General features: G+C 65.5%; 13 protein-coding genes. 7 read left to right on the forward strand and 6 right to left on the reverse strand.

What is annotated here, in order from left to right; all coding sequences use genetic code 11:
- Nucleotides 1-44: 44 nt before the first annotated feature.
- Nucleotides 45-779, forward strand: coding sequence for an NUDIX hydrolase (locus BG83_RS0115780; protein ID WP_024977654.1), 735 nt, complete (start codon nt 45-47; stop codon nt 777-779).
- 44 nt (nt 780-823) lie between these two features.
- Here the strand turns inward: BG83_RS0115780 and BG83_RS0115785 are convergent, their stop codons facing one another.
- A complete protein-coding gene (locus tag BG83_RS0115785) occupies nt 824-1,261 on the reverse strand; it encodes a DUF3005 domain-containing protein (protein ID WP_024977655.1) in 438 nt (145 codons plus the stop codon).
- A 74-nt stretch (nt 1,262-1,335) separates the two neighbouring features.
- Nucleotides 1,336-2,754 carry a PLP-dependent aminotransferase family protein gene (locus tag BG83_RS0115790; protein WP_024977656.1) on the reverse strand — a complete coding sequence of 473 codons (1,419 nt, stop codon included), beginning with the start codon at nt 2,752-2,754 and terminating at the stop codon, nt 1,336-1,338.
- A 302-nt stretch (nt 2,755-3,056) separates the two neighbouring features.
- On the opposite strand from BG83_RS0115790, the gene BG83_RS0115795 reads away from it, so the two are divergent.
- The gene (locus BG83_RS0115795) at nt 3,057-4,571 is read left to right on the forward strand and encodes a M20 family peptidase (RefSeq protein ID WP_024977657.1); all 1,515 of its coding nucleotides are present in this window, start codon (nt 3,057-3,059) and stop codon (nt 4,569-4,571) included.
- 2 nt (nt 4,572-4,573) lie between these two features.
- On the opposite strand, the gene BG83_RS0115800 is transcribed toward BG83_RS0115795, so the two are convergent.
- Nucleotides 4,574-5,530: a TauD/TfdA dioxygenase family protein gene (locus BG83_RS0115800; RefSeq protein ID WP_024977658.1), complete on the reverse strand. Its 957-nt coding sequence runs from the start codon at nt 5,528-5,530 to the stop codon at nt 4,574-4,576.
- Nucleotides 5,531-5,782: 252 nt separating this feature from the next.
- On the opposite strand from BG83_RS0115800, the gene BG83_RS0115805 reads away from it, so the two are divergent.
- Complete coding sequence (locus BG83_RS0115805) at nt 5,783-6,145, forward strand: DUF2917 domain-containing protein (RefSeq protein WP_024977659.1); 363 nt, start codon at nt 5,783-5,785, stop codon at nt 6,143-6,145.
- Nucleotides 6,146-6,153: 8 nt separating this feature from the next.
- Here BG83_RS0115805 and BG83_RS0115810 read toward each other — a convergent pair whose 3' ends face one another.
- Both BG83_RS0115810 and BG83_RS0115815 read right to left on the reverse strand, forming a co-directional pair.
- Entirely contained in the window at nt 6,154-7,575 is a 1,422-nt protein-coding gene (locus BG83_RS0115810) for a heavy metal sensor histidine kinase (protein ID WP_024977660.1), read from the reverse strand.
- An 8-nt stretch (nt 7,576-7,583) separates the two neighbouring features.
- Complete coding sequence (locus BG83_RS0115815; protein ID WP_024977661.1) at nt 7,584-8,258, reverse strand: heavy metal response regulator transcription factor; 675 nt, start codon at nt 8,256-8,258, stop codon at nt 7,584-7,586.
- 193 nt (nt 8,259-8,451) lie between these two features.
- Between BG83_RS0115815 and BG83_RS0115820 the strand changes: the two genes are divergently transcribed.
- From BG83_RS0115820 to BG83_RS0115835, 4 genes are read left to right on the forward strand one after another with little or no spacing between them, the layout of a single operon-like run.
- Nucleotides 8,452-8,805: a hypothetical protein gene (locus tag BG83_RS0115820; RefSeq protein ID WP_024977662.1), complete on the forward strand. Its 354-nt coding sequence runs from the start codon at nt 8,452-8,454 to the stop codon at nt 8,803-8,805.
- Nucleotides 8,805-10,076 (forward strand): TolC family protein, encoded by a 1,272-nt coding sequence (locus BG83_RS0115825; protein WP_024977663.1) that lies wholly within the window; start codon nt 8,805-8,807, stop codon nt 10,074-10,076. The genes BG83_RS0115820 and BG83_RS0115825 overlap by 1 nt, the downstream gene beginning before the upstream one ends.
- A gap of 24 nt (nt 10,077-10,100) precedes the next feature.
- A complete protein-coding gene (locus BG83_RS0115830) occupies nt 10,101-11,291 on the forward strand; it encodes an efflux RND transporter periplasmic adaptor subunit (protein WP_024977664.1) in 1,191 nt (396 codons plus the stop codon).
- An 11-nt stretch (nt 11,292-11,302) separates the two neighbouring features.
- Entirely contained in the window at nt 11,303-14,482 is a 3,180-nt protein-coding gene (locus tag BG83_RS0115835; protein WP_024977665.1) for an efflux RND transporter permease subunit, read from the forward strand.
- A gap of 9 nt (nt 14,483-14,491) precedes the next feature.
- On the opposite strand, the gene BG83_RS0115840 is transcribed toward BG83_RS0115835, so the two are convergent.
- Entirely contained in the window at nt 14,492-14,926 is a 435-nt protein-coding gene (locus BG83_RS0115840) for an HIT family protein (protein ID WP_024977666.1), read from the reverse strand.
- Nucleotides 14,927-14,998: the final 72 nt, after the last annotated feature.

A 14,998-nucleotide genomic window follows, 5' to 3' on the forward strand; every position in this document is an offset into this window, starting at 1 on the left:
AATACAACTTACTATTGAGGCCGTCAAGAAATTTGTGACCCGCCATGGCCACCCGATCTTCCGTCAAGACCTTTCCGCTACCGTTCACCACTGTGGATGTCGTCATCTTCACGGTGCTGGATGACGTATTGCGCGTGCTGCTCGTTCAGCGGCCCAATGCCGAAGGGGAGCCCTTTCCCGGCGCATGGGCGCTGCCCGGCGGATATGTCGATACGGCCGTCGATGCCACGCTGGAAGACTGCGCGCGCCGCAAGCTGCTGGAGAAGACTGGCGTGGGCAGCCCGTATTTGGAGCAGTTGGGCAGTTGGGGCGGGGCCACGCGCGACCCGCGCGGCTGGTCGGCCACGCATGTCTACTTTGCGTTGATACCTGCGCAGGGCGTCGTGCTTGCCAAGGGCGCCAATGCGGCCGACGTGGCGTGGTATGCGGTGGACGACGTACTGCGCGCACCTGAACTGGCCTTCGACCACGCGGCAATCCTGCGCACTGCCGTCGAGCGTTTGCGCAGCAAGGTCGAATACACATCGTTGCCGGCGTTTTTGCTGGCCGAGCCGTTCTCGCTACCGCAGTTGCAGCGCATGTACGAGATCGTGCTCGGTCGCCCGGTCGATAAAAGCGGCTTCCGCACCCGAATGCTGTCGGCCAATTTTCTGGAAGAGGCGGGTTTGGCAGAAGGCGATTCGTATCGCCCCGCCAAGGGCTACCGCCTGATTGACCGCAGCGCGCCGGTCGTCTTCCCGCGCACCTTCAGCCCGCGCGCGGGGGATTCAAATACCTGAGCGGGGTAACGGGTGCCGTGACACAGGGGGGGCAGCGCACCAGGCTAAGGTTGTTCGTCGTCTTCCAAAGAAAATCGCTGCGCCGCGCGCGTGCCGTTGCGCACGGTCTCGTCAACCACTCCGCGGTGCACGAGCTTGTGTCCGCGGTCGGGCGCTACCGTTGGCTGTCCGTGGCTGCGGCGGCTGTCGATGCCGGCAATCGGCGCTTCCGGATCAGGCTCGGGCCTGGTGTTGGCCAGCGACGCGTTGGAATAGATGACGTTGTCTTGCCACAGCGATGAGTCTTTGACCGCCGCCTGGCTTTTGCCGTCCGTGTCGATCGTGCTGCCGGAGGCTTCGGTGCCGGCGGCGTCTACAGAGCGGATGCGCTGTGATGCCTGCTGCACGGGGTCGGCCGGGCTGGGGCCTTGAACATAGGTGGTGCCTGCCTTGCCGGCTTCTTGCAGCGGCGGGCGGGCAGAACGGAACTTGTCGTAGGGCATGACGTGCTCCTGAGTGGGGCTCCTGAGTGAGAGCAGACGGCAAACCTGCCGCAACCGTCATGCCAGCGCAGCGTCTATGCGCGCTTGCGGGTGGCCCGTTTGCCTGCCTCCTGCAGGAACGCCACCGCACGCGGTTCCGTTGCGTACGCGCTATTGATGCGCACCCATGGCGATACCTCCAGGTTCGGGCGGAAGTAATGCCCGGGCGCCAACGTCACGCCGTGCTTTTCGGCGGTGGCCGCCAGATCGCGCGAGTCCTCAACATGCGGCACACGTGCCCACAGGAAGTTGCCGCCAGAGGGATGGTGAAACACTTCCCAGCCCGCATCGGCCAGCACATCGAGCGACGCGATGACGGAGTCACCCGCGCGCTGGCGCAGCCGCTCCACATATTTGCGATAGGCGCCGCGCTCCAGCAACGTGCTCACCACGGCCTCGGCAAAACGCGAGCCGCCCACGCTGGTGAGCATCTTCACGTTGGTCAGGTCATGCACCAGCTCGCGCTTGGCAATCAGGTAGCCCACCGGCAGCGATGCCGACACCGTCTTCGAAAATCCGCCCACGTAGATCACCTGGTCGAGCTGGTCCAGCGTTGCAAGCCGCGCGGTGGGGTCGGCCTGCAGGTCGGCAAAGATGTCGTCTTCCAGAAACGTGAAGCCGTGGCGCCGCGCCAGCTCAAGCAGCCGAAACGCGACCGGTGGCGACACGACCGAGCCGGTCGGGTTCTGCAGCACGCTGTTGATGAAGAACAGCTTGGGCCGGTGTTCGCGCAGCATCGCTTCTGTGACTTCCACGTCGGGCCCATCGCTTCTGCGCGGAATGCCGACCAGCTTCACACCATGCAAACGCAGTAGGCCGAACACGGTGTAGTAGCCCGGGTCTTCCACAAACACCGTGTCGCCGGGTTTGAGCAGGTGCCGCATCACAAGGTCGATCGCCTGGCTCGTGCCGGCGGTGATCAACACATTGGGCAGTTCCGCCTGGATACCAAGCTGGCGTGCTCGCATCATGACCTGATGGCGCAGCGCCATGTTGCCAAGCGGCGAGGAGTAGTCGATCACCGCGTGTGTATCGGTGCGAGACACCTGGCGGATGGCCTGCGTCAGGCCGTCGACATCGCGCCAGTCGGCCGGCACAAAGCCGCCGCCGAGCTTGAGCATGCCGTCGGGGTAACTGAACTGCTCGAAGATGTGTTTGGACTCAGCCTCTGCGCGGCGCGGGTCTGACCAGCCGCGCCCGTCGCGCCCGGTCAGGTTGCTCTCGGCCACGTAGAAGCCCGAGCCGTGGCGCGAGTCCAGCAGGCCCAGGGAGACCAATCGATCATAGGCTTCGATCACGGGGAAGCGGCTGATGCCGTAGTCGGCCGCCAGTTGCCGGATCGACGGCAGCTTGGCGCCGGGGCGCACGTCGTTGTCTCGGATCCATGCCTGCACGCCGGCCACGATCTGGTCGGCAATCGGTACGCGGGTGGTGGCATCGATGAGAAGTTTCATGGCGTGAAGGCTGATCTGGAAGCTTCTGAACAGATGCGAGCAACTGTTCAGTACTGTTCAGGCATTGTAGCCAAACGCGCCGGAACGCGATGGTGCGGATCGCCACGCGGCGGGCCGCATTCTCCGCGGGACGATGCGCCGGGCTGGCTCCGTGAAAAAGGGGAGCCGGCCCTTTCTTTCGCGCGTTTTGAGGCCGCATTCGGAAGCCCACCGAATACAAGCGACTGCGGCGATACTGGCGCCTTACGCCCGGCGCATACAAATCGGGCGAAGGCCATGCACCTTCAAAGGAGAGGAGACAAATGCGTACGTCGTTCAAGCGTCGTGGAGCCGTCATCGGGCGGCTGTTGCGCCTGGCCATTGCGGTTGTGGTGTTGGTGGCCGCTTACGTGGCGTTCAACACGTGGCGGCACAGCTCGCGCCAGCTCGATGTGCCCGCTGTCACGCCGGTCGCAGTGGACGGGCCGGCCGCTGCGGCGCACCTGGCCGAAGCCGTACGCGCACGCACCGTATCGAGCGCGACCGATGCGCAACTGAACGCCGATCAGTTCCGCCAGTTGCACGCCATGCTCGAGGCGCGCTATCCCAAGGCACATGCCGTGCTGCAGCGTGAGCAAGTGGGCGACTTTGCGTTGCTCTACACCTGGAAGGGCTCCGACCCGTCGCTAAAGCCCGTCATGCTGATGGCGCACCAGGACGTCGTGCCCATCGCCCCCGGCACCGAAGGCGACTGGACCCAGCCGCCCTTCGACGGCGTGGTGAAAGACGGCATGGTCTGGGGCCGGGGCGCGTGGGACGACAAGGGCAACCTGATCTCGCAGATGGAGGCCATCGAGTTGCTGGCCGCGAGCGGCTTCAAGCCGCGCCGCACCATCCACCTGGCCTTTGGCGCCGACGAGGAAGTGGGCGGCGAGCGCGGTGCCAAGCAGATCGCCGCGTTGCTCAAGTCGCGCGGTGAGCGTCTCGACTTCGTGATCGACGAAGGCCTGTTGATTACCGAAGGCGTGCTGCCGGGGCTCACCAAACCAGCGGCGCTGATCGGCGTGGCAGAGAAGGGCTTTCTCTCCGTGCAACTCAAGGTCGGGGCCACGCCGGGGCATTCGTCGATGCCGCCGCCGCACGGGCAGAGCGCCATCGCCATGATGAGCGCCACGCTCAAGCGGCTGGATGACGATCAATTGCCCGCCGGCATTCGCGGTGTTGCACAGGAGATGTTTGCAACGCTAGCGCCAGAGATGCAGGGTTTCAGCCGCGTGGCGCTGTCCAACCTGTGGCTGTTCGGGCCGCTGGTGCAGAAGCAGCTGGAAGCGTCGGCCAGTTCCAACGCCATGCTGCGCACCACCACTGCGCTGACCATCGTGCAGGCCGGCAACAAGGACAACGTGCTGCCCGGCCGCGCCGAGGCGACGGTCAACTTCCGTCTGCTACCCGGCGACACCATCGCCTCCGTTACCGCGCACGTGGAAGATGCCGCCAAGGCGGCCGCGCCCAACGGCAAGTTCGAACTGAGCCGGCTGCCCGGTTCGAGCGAGGCCTCGCCGGTGTCGCCCACGCAATCGGCGTCGTATCAGTTGATCAACAAGACGGTGCGCGAGCTGTTTCCGGGCACGGTCGTGGCGCCCGGGCTGATGATCGGGGCGACCGATTCGCGCCACATGATCGAGATTGCCGACCATGTCTATCGGTTCTCGCCGGTGCGCGCCAAGCCGGAAGACTTGCCGCGCTTTCACGGCACCAACGAGCGGATCACCGAGGCCAACCTGGTGGAGCTGATCCGGTTCTACCACCGGTTGGTGCAGCAGGCAGCCGGGGCTTGATGTCAGTGCGAGGCCGCCAGCAGCGTGTCGATGTGCGCGTCGTTGGTGGCTTCGGGGCGGCGCAGTTGCGTGCTGCGGCTGCCGTCTACTGAGATGGCTGTGTCGCCGTGCACGGTCACGCGGCGTACCAGGCGCGGCTGGTTGCCGTAATCGTTGATGGCGTAGTGCTGCGTGGCACGGTTGTCCCAGATGGCGACGTCGTGCTGGCGCCATTGCCAGCGCACGGTGTTGTCGAGCCGCGTCACGCGATTCTGCAGTAACTCGAACAGCCGCGTCGATTCGCTGCCCGCCACGCCGGTGAAGCGCTTGACGAAGTGGCCGAGCAGCAGGGCGCGTTCGCTGGTCTCGGGGTGCACGTGCACCACCGGGTGCGAGGCTTCATATACCGAGGCGGTAAATACCTCGTGGTGATGCCGCAGGCGCGCACCGTCGATCTGCGTGCGCTCGGCGCCGTAGTCGTAATCGTTGGTGTGCACGGCCCAGAGTTGCTCGGCAAGCTGCTTGAGCGGGTCGGGCAACAGCTCGTAGGCGCGGGCGGTGTTGGCCCAGACGGTGTCGCCGCCGTAAGCGGGAATCGTCACCGCGCGCAGGATCGATACCTTCGGAAACGCATCCAGAAACGTCACGTCGGTGTGCCAGGAATCGGCGCGGCCGCCGCCCTTTGACGCGTCGAGTTCAAACAGTTGCGTGCCGGTGGGCGCCGGCACGGTCGGGTGGGCGACGATGCGGCCGAAGCGCTTGCCGAAGGCCTGGTGCCGGTCGTCGTCCAGATGCTGCTGGTCGCGAAAGAACAACACCTTGTATTTGAGCAGCGCGGCATACAGGCTCGCGAACGCGTCTTCCGTCAGTTCCGCGCCAAGCTTGAGATCGAGAACCTCCCCGCCGATGTGGCCGGCCACCCGGCGTACGCGCAGGGCGCCAAACGTGGGGTCGATGGCGGCGTTGTGGTCGTGTGGCATGGCGGCTCCGGCAGGAATGGCGATGGACCATGCTAGCCAGCCGGCGCCCAACGGAAAACGAACGGTTTGACATATCCAAATGCAGTTCTGTCCGTCATTGCACTGAACTGTTCGCGAAAGATGCTGAACAGTTCAGCCAAACTGTTCACAACTGTTCATGTCAACGGCTTGAACTGCCGCGCAAGATGGAACCGTGCCGATCCGCAGTCCCCATAAAAATCCACCACGAACCCCGGCACAGGAGTCTCAATCATGCGCGAAATCAGAATCTTCGAACTGGACCGGCCGGGCGTGCCGGTGAGCTGGCGGTCGGCACGGGCCCAAACCATCGCCGCACAAGCCGGGCTGTTGTGGGTCACGCAAGAGCATCAGCGGCAGGACATCTGGCTCAAGCCAGGCCAGTCGATCGATGTACCGGCGGGCGTGCGCTTCTGGCTCTCCGGTGAACCGGTCGAAGGTACGCCGGCGCGCTTTGCCGTGACCGAAGACATCAACGCCCCGCGCCGCCTGCTGCGCTTCATCGGTCTGCTGGTGGTGGCTGCGTATCGGCAGATTCTGCGTGACGACGGGCAGGATGCTGCGCGTACGCCGTCGGCACAGCGGATTGGCACCTAAGCCGTGCGTCAAGCCGGAAACACGAGCCGGAACTCGGTCCGCCCACCCGGCGGGCTGCTGGCCTGTACGCTACCGCCGTGCAGGTCCATGATGGTTTTGACGATAGCCAATCCCAGGCCAGTGGACTGGCTTGATTGCGCGCCGGATTGCGCACCAGATTGCGCCCGCGAGGGGTCGCCCCGGTAGAACCGCTCGAACAGAAGCGGCAGGGCGGGGGCCGGAATGCCTGCCCCGGGGTTGCCCACGGTAATTGCGATGCCCTGCGGCATCAACTCGATCGCTACGTCGATGCGCGCTCCGGCGGGCGTGTGACGTAGCGCGTTGTCGAGCAGGTTGTTGATCGCCCGGCGCAGCAACGTGGCGTCCGCGCGCAGTTGCGCATCGCCGCGCACGTCGATGGTGATGTCACGATCAGCCGCCACCGCCTCGAAGTAGTCGACCAGCACTTGCACCTCGTGGCGCGCATCCAGCGGCGCGATGGACAGCGCCACACGGGCATGGTCGGCGCGTGCCAGGAACAGCATGTCTTCGATCATGTGCGACAGGCGCGCGTATTCCTCCAGGTTGGATTCGAGCACGCTGCGGTATTCCTCGACCGTGCGCGGGTGGGCGAGCGTGACTTCTGTCTGGCCTACCAGGTTGGCCAGCGGCGTGCGGAAATCATGCGCCAGGTCTGCCGAGAACTGCGAGAGCCGCGCAAAGCCATCCTGCAGGCGCGTGAGCATGGCGTTGAGTGAAGCCAGCAAGTCGGCCAACTCACGCGGCGCCCCCTGCAGCGTGAGACGCGTATCGAGCTGGCTCGGCACCACGGCCGCTGCCTGATTGCCGATGCGTGCCAACCCGCGCAGCGTGCCGCGCACGAGCAGCAGGCTCAGCAGCGCCACCGCAGCCACACCGCCAAGCACTGCAAACACGATGTGGCGCTGGTACTTGGTGAGCAGTGCCGCGCGGCTGTCGCCATCCTGCGCCACCAGCACGATGACTTTTGCGGTGTTCTGCCCCAGCCATGCCTCCGCGGCTACGGCGCGCGATGCCATGCCCGTCATCGACGTCCATGTGTGTACGGCAGACTCCGATGGCGATACCGCAGCCTCAACCACGGGCGGCATCGTCACCTGTTCGCCCTCGGGGTTCACCTCAACCAGCGTGCGGCCTTCGGGCGTGGCAATGCGCAGGATCAACCCATCGTGGCCCGACACCACATCGGTGTAGCGGTGCGCGGTGCGCGCCAGATCGTCGGCGTTGAGCGCCTCGCTGGCCAGGTGGCGCAGTTGCGTGATCTTGCCGAGCAGCATCGCATCGTCAGCCACGCGCAGTTGCGCGTTGAGCGCGAAGTACAGATACGTGCCGGCTGCCGTGAGCGTGACCGATGCCACCACCACAAACGCCAGCACGAGCCTGCCGGCAAGCGACGCGGGCCAGCGCATCAGCGGCCTCATCAGCGATCCACCGCGTCCAGCACGTAGCCCATGCCGCGCAACGTGTGGATCAGCTTGTGCTCGAACGGGTCGTCCACCTTGGCGCGCAGCCGCCGGATCGACACATCCACCACGTTGGTGTTGCTGTCGAAATTCACATCCCACACCTGAGAGGCGATCAGCGATCGCGATAGCACCTCCCCCGTGCGGCGCGCCAGCAGATGCAGCAGCGCGTATTCCTTGGCGGTCAGGTCGATGCGTTGTCCTGCACGCGTGACGCGGCGCTTGATCGTGTCGATCGTCAGGTCGGCAATTTCGAGGATCTCGCTTTCGCGCAGCGGGCCGCGCCGCAGAATGGTGCGCACGCGCGCCACCAGCTCGGCAAAGGCGAAGGGTTTGACGAGGTAATCGTCTGCGCCCAGTTCGAGGCCTTTCAGGCGGTCGGCCAGTTCGTCGCGTGCGGTCAGGCACAGCACCGGCGTGCTCTTGCGGCGGCGCAGTTCCTGCAGCACCTGCCAGCCGTCCATGCCCGGCAGCATGACGTCCAGCACGATCAGGTCGTAGTCATGCTCCATGGCCTGGAACAGACCATCGGGGCCCGTGCGGGCAAGGTCAGCCACAAAGCCGGATTCCGTCAGGCCCTTGAGCAGGTAGTCGCCCGCTTTGGGCTCGTCTTCAACAATCAGCAGTCGCATGATGAAAAGTGGCGTGCGCTTGATGCATCCGCCAGTGCCGCCACGATATGCCAAAACCCCAGATGGCGGCACAAAGATGACAAGTTTGTCATCTTCGAGTCATGCCCGCGTGGTGCACCGCTCCCTAGACTGGCCCCACTGACATCGCCCCCTTTCCTGTTTGCTGATGTCAGGCCTTTTGAAGGAGATTCTCATGGCGATTCGATTCCAACGTGTGCTTCCCCTGGCTGCACTGGCCGCAATGCTGGCAACCGGCACGGCCGTGGCCGCGCAAGACAATCACGATGCCTGCTGCGCTCCGCAGATCAAATCGATGTCCGCACCGCTGGCCAAGGCCGGCGCGCGTGACCCGTACACCGATGGCGCCAAGTCCGGTACGCGTGACCCCTACACCGATGGCGGCAAAACCGGCGCCCGCGATCCTTACACGGACGGTGCAGCGCAAACGGTGCTCGATGCCCGCGTCGGCGCTCGCGACCCTTACACCGATGGGAGCCTGAGCAGCCCGCGCAGCCCGGATCCGTACACCGACGGCGCGATTGCGTAATGCCTCGCTTCCAGCGTGCCGGGGCGGCTCTCATCTGCCTTTTGGCTGCCCCGTTGGCCACCGCAGCGGTGACTGACCCCGTCGCTCCGGTGGCGCTTTCTATGCCCGGCGGGCCTGCGGCTGCGTCGTCCGAACGCGTGACGCTGCAGCAAGCCGTTGAACGCGCGGTGCAGTCGCATCCGGCGCTGGCCGCAGCGGGCTATGAAGTGGCCGCCAGTGAAGGGGCGCTCGATCAGGCCCGCCGGCTGCGCAATCCCGAAGCCGCCTTCACGACAGAAGACGTTCGCCGCGACCGAGCCACGATGACGGCGCAACTGAATATCCCATTGGAACTGGGCGGCAAGCGCGGTGCACGCACGCGCGCCGCAGAAATCGCCCGAGACGCCACGGCGCAAGATGCCGCCGTGCTGCAGGCCGAGCTGCGTGCGGATGTCACACGAGCCTTTTTCGATTTGGTGATTGCGCAGGAGCGCCTGGGGCTCGCGCAGGCGTCGGATGCATTGGCCGCCCAGGCTGAATCCGCAGCCGCGCGTCGCGTGCAGGCGGGCAAGGTGTCACCGGTGGAGCAGACCAAGGCTGGCGTGGCACGTGCCAGTGCTGCCATCGAACTGCGTGACGCGAAAGCTGAGTTGCTGGTCGCCCAGCGCGCATTGGCGGCCTTCTGGGGCATCGCTTCCATCGCGCCCGAAGCCGACGGTAGTGCGGAGACGTTGCCCGTCGTGCCGCCCGAAGCGCGGCAAGCCACTGGCACCCTGGAAAACACGCCCCGCGCCATCCGCGCCCGTCTGGAGATCGACCGGCGCCAAGCGCTCGCCAACGTGGAACGCAGCAAGCGCGTGCCCGATGTGACGCTCACGGTGGGCGCCAAGCGCGACAGCGCCGCGAACAACAACATGGCGGTGCTCGGCATTGCCGTGCCTTTGCCGCTGTTCGACCGCAACCAGGGCAGCCAGCTCGAAGCACAGCGTTTGGCCGACAAGGCGTTTGAAGACTATCGCGCCCTGCAGCTTGAGCAGAACGCCACGCTTGCGCAGGACGTGGCGCGGCTCGACGCGGCCCGCGCCGCCGTGCAGTCGCTGCGGCAAGACGTGTTGCCCGGTGCGCAGCGCGCGTATCACGCCGCACGCATTGGCTTTGATGCCGGCAAATTCAATTTCCTCGATGTGCTGGACGCCCAGCGCACCCTGTTCCAGGCGCGCGCGCAATACCTGGCTGCGCTGTCCCGCGCGCATCAGGCGGCCGCCGGTATCGATCGCATCCTCGGCCGGTAGTGCGGCCTCTTTCTTTCTGCTGACATGACACTTCCACCGCAACAACGGCGCGCCATCGCGCTCATCGTCGTGCTTGGGGCGCTGGCCGCTGCCGGGCTGTGGTTCGGCATGGGTGCGCGCCAGGCTGCGACGTCCGAGGCCGAGGCGGCACCTGCACCGGCCGCCACCGAGCAGGCCGAGGCGTCCCACGCCGAAACGCTTGCCATGACGGCCGACGCCATCGCCAATGCAAAGATCGGCGTGGAAACCGTAGGTGCCGCCGAGCTGCGAACAGAGGTTGTCCTGCCCGGCGAAATTCGCCTGAACGAAGATCGCACCGCGCACGTGGTGCCGCGCGTGGCGGGCGTCGCCGAGAAGGTAGCGGTGGAGCTGGGCCAACCGGTGGCACGCGGCCAACTGCTGGCCGTGCTGTCCAGCCCCGCGCTGTCGGATCAACGCAGCGAACTACAGGCGGCCCAGCAACGCCTTGCACTCGCGCAGGAAACGCACGCGCGCGAAAAGCGCTTGTGGGAGCAAGGCATTGCCGCCGAACAGGATTACCAGCAGGCGCGTACATCGCTACAGGAAGCCCGCATTGCGGCGGACAACGCCCGCCAGAAGCTGACGGCCATTGGTGCCGCACCGGCGGGTTCAGCGTTGAATCGCTTCGAGCTGCGTGCGCCGTTTGATGGCGTGGTGGTCGCCAAGCATTTGTCGCAGGGCGAAGCGGTGCAGGCAGAAACGGCCGTCTTTACCGTGGCTGATCTGCGCACCGTGTGGGCGGATTTCTCCGTTACTGCCAAGGATCTGGAGGCGGTCACCGCCAACGCCTTGGCCACCGTGCGCGGCACGGCCACCGGCACCGCTGTGCAAGGCAAGGTCTCGTACGTTGGCGCCTTGCTGGGCGAGCAGACCCGCACCGCGCCCGCCCGCGTGACGCTCGACAACCCCAAGCTGGCATGGCGCCCGGGCATGTTCGTCAACGTGTCGGTTGAATCGGGACGTGTGCAGGTGCCCGTGGCGGTGCGCGCCGATGCCGTGCAGACCGTGGATGACAAGCCATCGGTATTCGTGCCCGTGCCGACCGGCTTTGAAGTGCGTCCCGTCAAGACAGGCCGCACTGACGGTACCTGGACGGAAATCCTGGAGGGCCTGCCCGCCGGCACGCACTACGCCGCAGCCAACAGCTACGTGCTGAAGGCCGAAGCCGGCAAGTCCGCCGACCACGGTCACTAAAAGGAGGCGTCATGTTTGAACGCCTCTTGCGCACCGTCATCGCTCAGCGCTGGCTGGTGCAGCTGGCCGTGCTGGCGGCCGCCGCGTTTGGCGTGTACAGCTACACGCGCCTGTCCATCGATGCGGTGCCTGACATCACCAACGTGCAGGTGCAGATCAACACCCCGGCGCCGGGTTACTCGCCGTTGGAGACCGAGCAGCGCATCACCTATGCGCTGGAAACCGCCATGGCTGGCTTGCCGAAGCTGGAGCAGACGCGCTCGCTCTCGCGCTACGGCCTGTCGCAGGTGACGGTGATCTTCAAGGAAGGCACCGACATCTACTTCGCGCGCCAACTGGTGAGCGAGCGCCTGCAGGCTGCGAAGGAGCAATTGCCCGATGGCATTTCGCCAAGCATGGGGCCCGTTTCCACTGGCCTGGGCGAAATCTACCTGTGGACGGTGGAGGCCGATGCCAACGCACGCAAGCCCGACGGCACTGTCTACACCCCCGCAGATTTGCGCGAGTTGCAGGACTGGGTGATCCGTCCGCAGATCCGCAACGTGCCGGGCGTGACGGAAGTGAACACCATCGGCGGCTTCGCAAAGGAATTCCTGGTGGCAACAAGCCCGGAACGCCTGGCTTCGTACAAGCTCACCTTGGCCGATGTGGTGGCAGCGCTTGAGCGCAACAATGCAAACATCGGCGCCGGTTATATCGAACGCAAGGGTGAGCAATACCTTGTGCGCGCGCCCGGGCAGTTGCGCGATGCGGCCGACATCGGCAACGTGGTGCTCGCCAGCCCCAACGGCACGCCGGTGCGCTTGCGTGACGTCGCCACCATCGAAAGCGGCAGTGAGCTGCGCACGGGCGCCGCCACCAGCAACGGGCGCGAGGTTGTGCTTGGCACGGCGTTTCTGTTGGTGGGTGAGAACAGCCGCACCGTTTCGCAGGCCGTGGACAAGCGCATGCTGGAAATTCGCAAGACGCTGCCGGCGGGCGTTCGCGTGGAGTCTGTGTACGACCGTACGGTGCTTGTCGACAAGGCCATCGCCACGGTCAAGAAAAACCTGCTGGAAGGCGCCATTTTGGTGATGGCGGTGCTGTTCCTCTTCCTGGGCAACCTGCGTGCAGCCGTGTTGACGGCGTTGGTGATTCCGCTGTCGATGCTGATGACGTTCAGCGGCATGGTGTCGGCCAAGGTGAGCGCCAACCTGATGAGTCTTGGCGCGCTGGACTTCGGCATCATCGTTGACGGCGCCGTGGTGATCGTCGAGAACTGCGTGCGGCGCCTTGCGCATGCGCAGGAATCGCGCGGTCGGCCGCTCACGCGCGCCGAGCGTTTCGATGAGGTGTTTGAAGCGGCCCGCGAGGCACGCCGCCCACTGCTGTATGGCCAGCTCATCATCATGGTGGTGTACCTGCCGATCTTTGCGCTCTCGGGTGTAGAGGGCAAGATGTTCCACCCGATGGCGATCACGGTGGTGCTGGCCTTGGCGGCGGCCATGATCCTCTCCATCACGTTTGTGCCGGCGGCCGTGGCCTTGTTCATTGGCGAGCGCGTGGCCGAGAAAGAGAACCGCCTGATGGGTTGGGCGCGCCGCATGTACGCGCCGTTGCTCGAACGCGTCTTGGCCGCGCCGGCCGTGGTTTTGACGTTTGCAGCGGTGGCCGTATCGGTCTCGCTGGTGGCGGCCACCCGCCTGGGCGCGGAGTTCGTCCCCAACCTGAACGAGGGCGATCTTTCCATTCAGGCGATGCGCGTGCCGGGCACGGGCCTCGCGCAATCGCTGGACATGCAGATGCAGATCGAGCGCGCGCTCAAGGCGAAGTTTCCCGAGATCGAGCGTGTCTTCGCGCGCACCGGCACGGCGGAAGTCGCGACCGACGTGATGCCGCCCAGCATCTCCGACGGCTACATCATGCTCAAGCCCGAGCGTGACTGGCCCGCCGGCCCCGATGGCAAACGCCGCAACCGTGACCAGTTGCTCGCCGACATTCGTGCCACGGTGGAAGCACTGCCCGGCAATGCATACGAGTTCTCGCAGCCGATTCAGTTGCGCTTCAACGAACTGATCTCCGGCGTTCGCAGCGATGTGGCGGTCAAGCTCTTCGGCGACGACATGGGCGTGCTGGAAGCGCAGGCCAGGATGATTGCAGCGCAGCTCGGCAAGCTGACAGGCGCAACGGAGGTGAAGATCGAACAGACCGGCGGACTGCCTTTCCTGAACGTCGACATCGATCGTGACAAGGCTGCACGCTACGGCCTCTCCATCGGGGCGATTCAGGACACGGTGTCCGCGGCCATCGGCGGCAAGGATGCGGGCACGGTATTCCAGGGCGACCGTCGTTTCGGCATTGTCGTGCGCCTGCCGGAAACCTCACGCAGCGACCCCGCTGCGCTGGGCCGCTTGCCGTTGGCGTTGCCAAACGGTCAGGGCTACGTGCCGCTGTCGGATGTCGCTACGCTCAATGAAGTCACGGGCCCCAACCAGGTCAGCCGCGAAGATGGCAAGCGCCGCATCGTCGTCAGTGCCAATGTGCGCGGGCGCGACATTGCCTCCTTTGTTGAAGAAGCGCAGGCAGTGCTCGATGCGCAGGTGCGTCTGCCGGCCGGTTACTGGATGGCGTGGGGCGGGCAGTTCGAGCAGTTGCAGTCGGCTACCGAGCGCCTGCAGATCGTGGTGCCGCTGGCGCTGGCCATGGTGCTCACGCTGCTGTTCATGATGTTCGGCAACCTGAAGGATGGTTTGCTCGTGTTCTCGGGCATTCCGTTCGCACTGTCGGGCGGGATTCTGGCGCTGGCGCTGCGCGGCATTCCGCTGTCGATTTCAGCGGCGGTGGGTTTCATCGCGCTGTCGGGCGTGGCGGTGCTCAACGGGCTGGTGATGCTGAGCTTTATCCGCAGCCTGCGCGAGAGTGGCCAGTCGGTCGACGAGGCGGTGCGTGAGGGTGCGCTCACACGCTTGCGCCCCGTGCTGATGACGGCGCTAGTGGCGTCGCTCGGTTTCGTGCCGATGGCGCTGGCAACCGGCACGGGCGCGGAGGTGCAGCGTCCGCTGGCGACGGTGGTGATCGGGGGGATTCTGTCGTCGACGGCGCTGACGCTGCTGGTGCTGCCGGTGCTGTACCGGCTGGCCTATCGACGGGAGGATGGGCGAGAAGGCGCCACGGCGCAGGCAGATTCGGCAGTGCCGTCCGCTGCGCCGTGACGGCGGTGCTTATTCCGCTTGCAGTGCGGCGATGATCTTTTCGGCGTGGGCCTTGAGCTTGTCGCTGTCGGCCTGCACGCGGGCGTGCGGTTGCAGCGGGGTATCGCTGTAGCGCGGCAGCACGTGAAAGTGCACGTGCGGCACCGTCTGCCCGGCAGCGCTGCCGTTGAGTTGGAAGACCGCGATACCCGGCGGCGTAAACGCAGTACGCACGGCGCGCGCCAGCTTGCGCGTGGTGCGGATGGCGGCCGACGCGGCATCGTCCGACAGGTCGAACAGCTCGGCCGCGCCTTCCTTGGGCAGCACGAGCACGTGACCGTCGGCCTGCGGCATGATGTCCATGAAAGCGATGGTGTGGTCGTCTTCGTACACCTTGATGCAAGGCAGTTCGCCGCGCAGGATCTTGGCGAAGATGTTCTGGTTGTCGTAAGTCGCGTCAGGCATGGGTGTCTCCAGTAAGCGGGAAATGCACGGGAAAGCGCTGCGCGAAAGTATATAGGCGACCGGCGGCGACGC

The sequence above is a fragment of the Ralstonia pickettii genome (genome assembly GCF_000607165.1).
GTDB lineage: Bacteria > Pseudomonadota > Gammaproteobacteria > Burkholderiales > Burkholderiaceae > Ralstonia > Ralstonia holmesii.

What these genes read in the sequence shown, in the direction of transcription:
- BG83_RS0115780 (WP_024977654.1), top strand. Translation starts at nt 45, where the DNA reads ATGGCCACCCGATCTTCCGTCAAGACCTTTCCGCTACCGTTCACCACT.
- BG83_RS0115785 (WP_024977655.1), bottom strand. Translation starts at nt 1,261, where the DNA reads ATGCCCTACGACAAGTTCCGTTCTGCCCGCCCGCCGCTGCAAGAAGCC.
- BG83_RS0115790 (WP_024977656.1), bottom strand. Translation starts at nt 2,754, where the DNA reads ATGAAACTTCTCATCGATGCCACCACCCGCGTACCGATTGCCGACCAG.
- BG83_RS0115795 (WP_024977657.1), top strand. Translation starts at nt 3,057, where the DNA reads ATGCGTACGTCGTTCAAGCGTCGTGGAGCCGTCATCGGGCGGCTGTTG.
- BG83_RS0115800 (WP_024977658.1), bottom strand. Translation starts at nt 5,530, where the DNA reads ATGCCACACGACCACAACGCCGCCATCGACCCCACGTTTGGCGCCCTG.
- BG83_RS0115805 (WP_024977659.1), top strand. Translation starts at nt 5,783, where the DNA reads ATGCGCGAAATCAGAATCTTCGAACTGGACCGGCCGGGCGTGCCGGTG.
- BG83_RS0115815 (WP_024977661.1), bottom strand. Translation starts at nt 8,258, where the DNA reads ATGCGACTGCTGATTGTTGAAGACGAGCCCAAAGCGGGCGACTACCTG.
- BG83_RS0115820 (WP_024977662.1), top strand. Translation starts at nt 8,452, where the DNA reads ATGGCGATTCGATTCCAACGTGTGCTTCCCCTGGCTGCACTGGCCGCA.
- BG83_RS0115825 (WP_024977663.1), top strand. Translation starts at nt 8,805, where the DNA reads ATGCCTCGCTTCCAGCGTGCCGGGGCGGCTCTCATCTGCCTTTTGGCT.
- BG83_RS0115830 (WP_024977664.1), top strand. Translation starts at nt 10,101, where the DNA reads ATGACACTTCCACCGCAACAACGGCGCGCCATCGCGCTCATCGTCGTG.
- BG83_RS0115835 (WP_024977665.1), top strand. Translation starts at nt 11,303, where the DNA reads ATGTTTGAACGCCTCTTGCGCACCGTCATCGCTCAGCGCTGGCTGGTG.
- BG83_RS0115840 (WP_024977666.1), bottom strand. Translation starts at nt 14,926, where the DNA reads ATGCCTGACGCGACTTACGACAACCAGAACATCTTCGCCAAGATCCTG.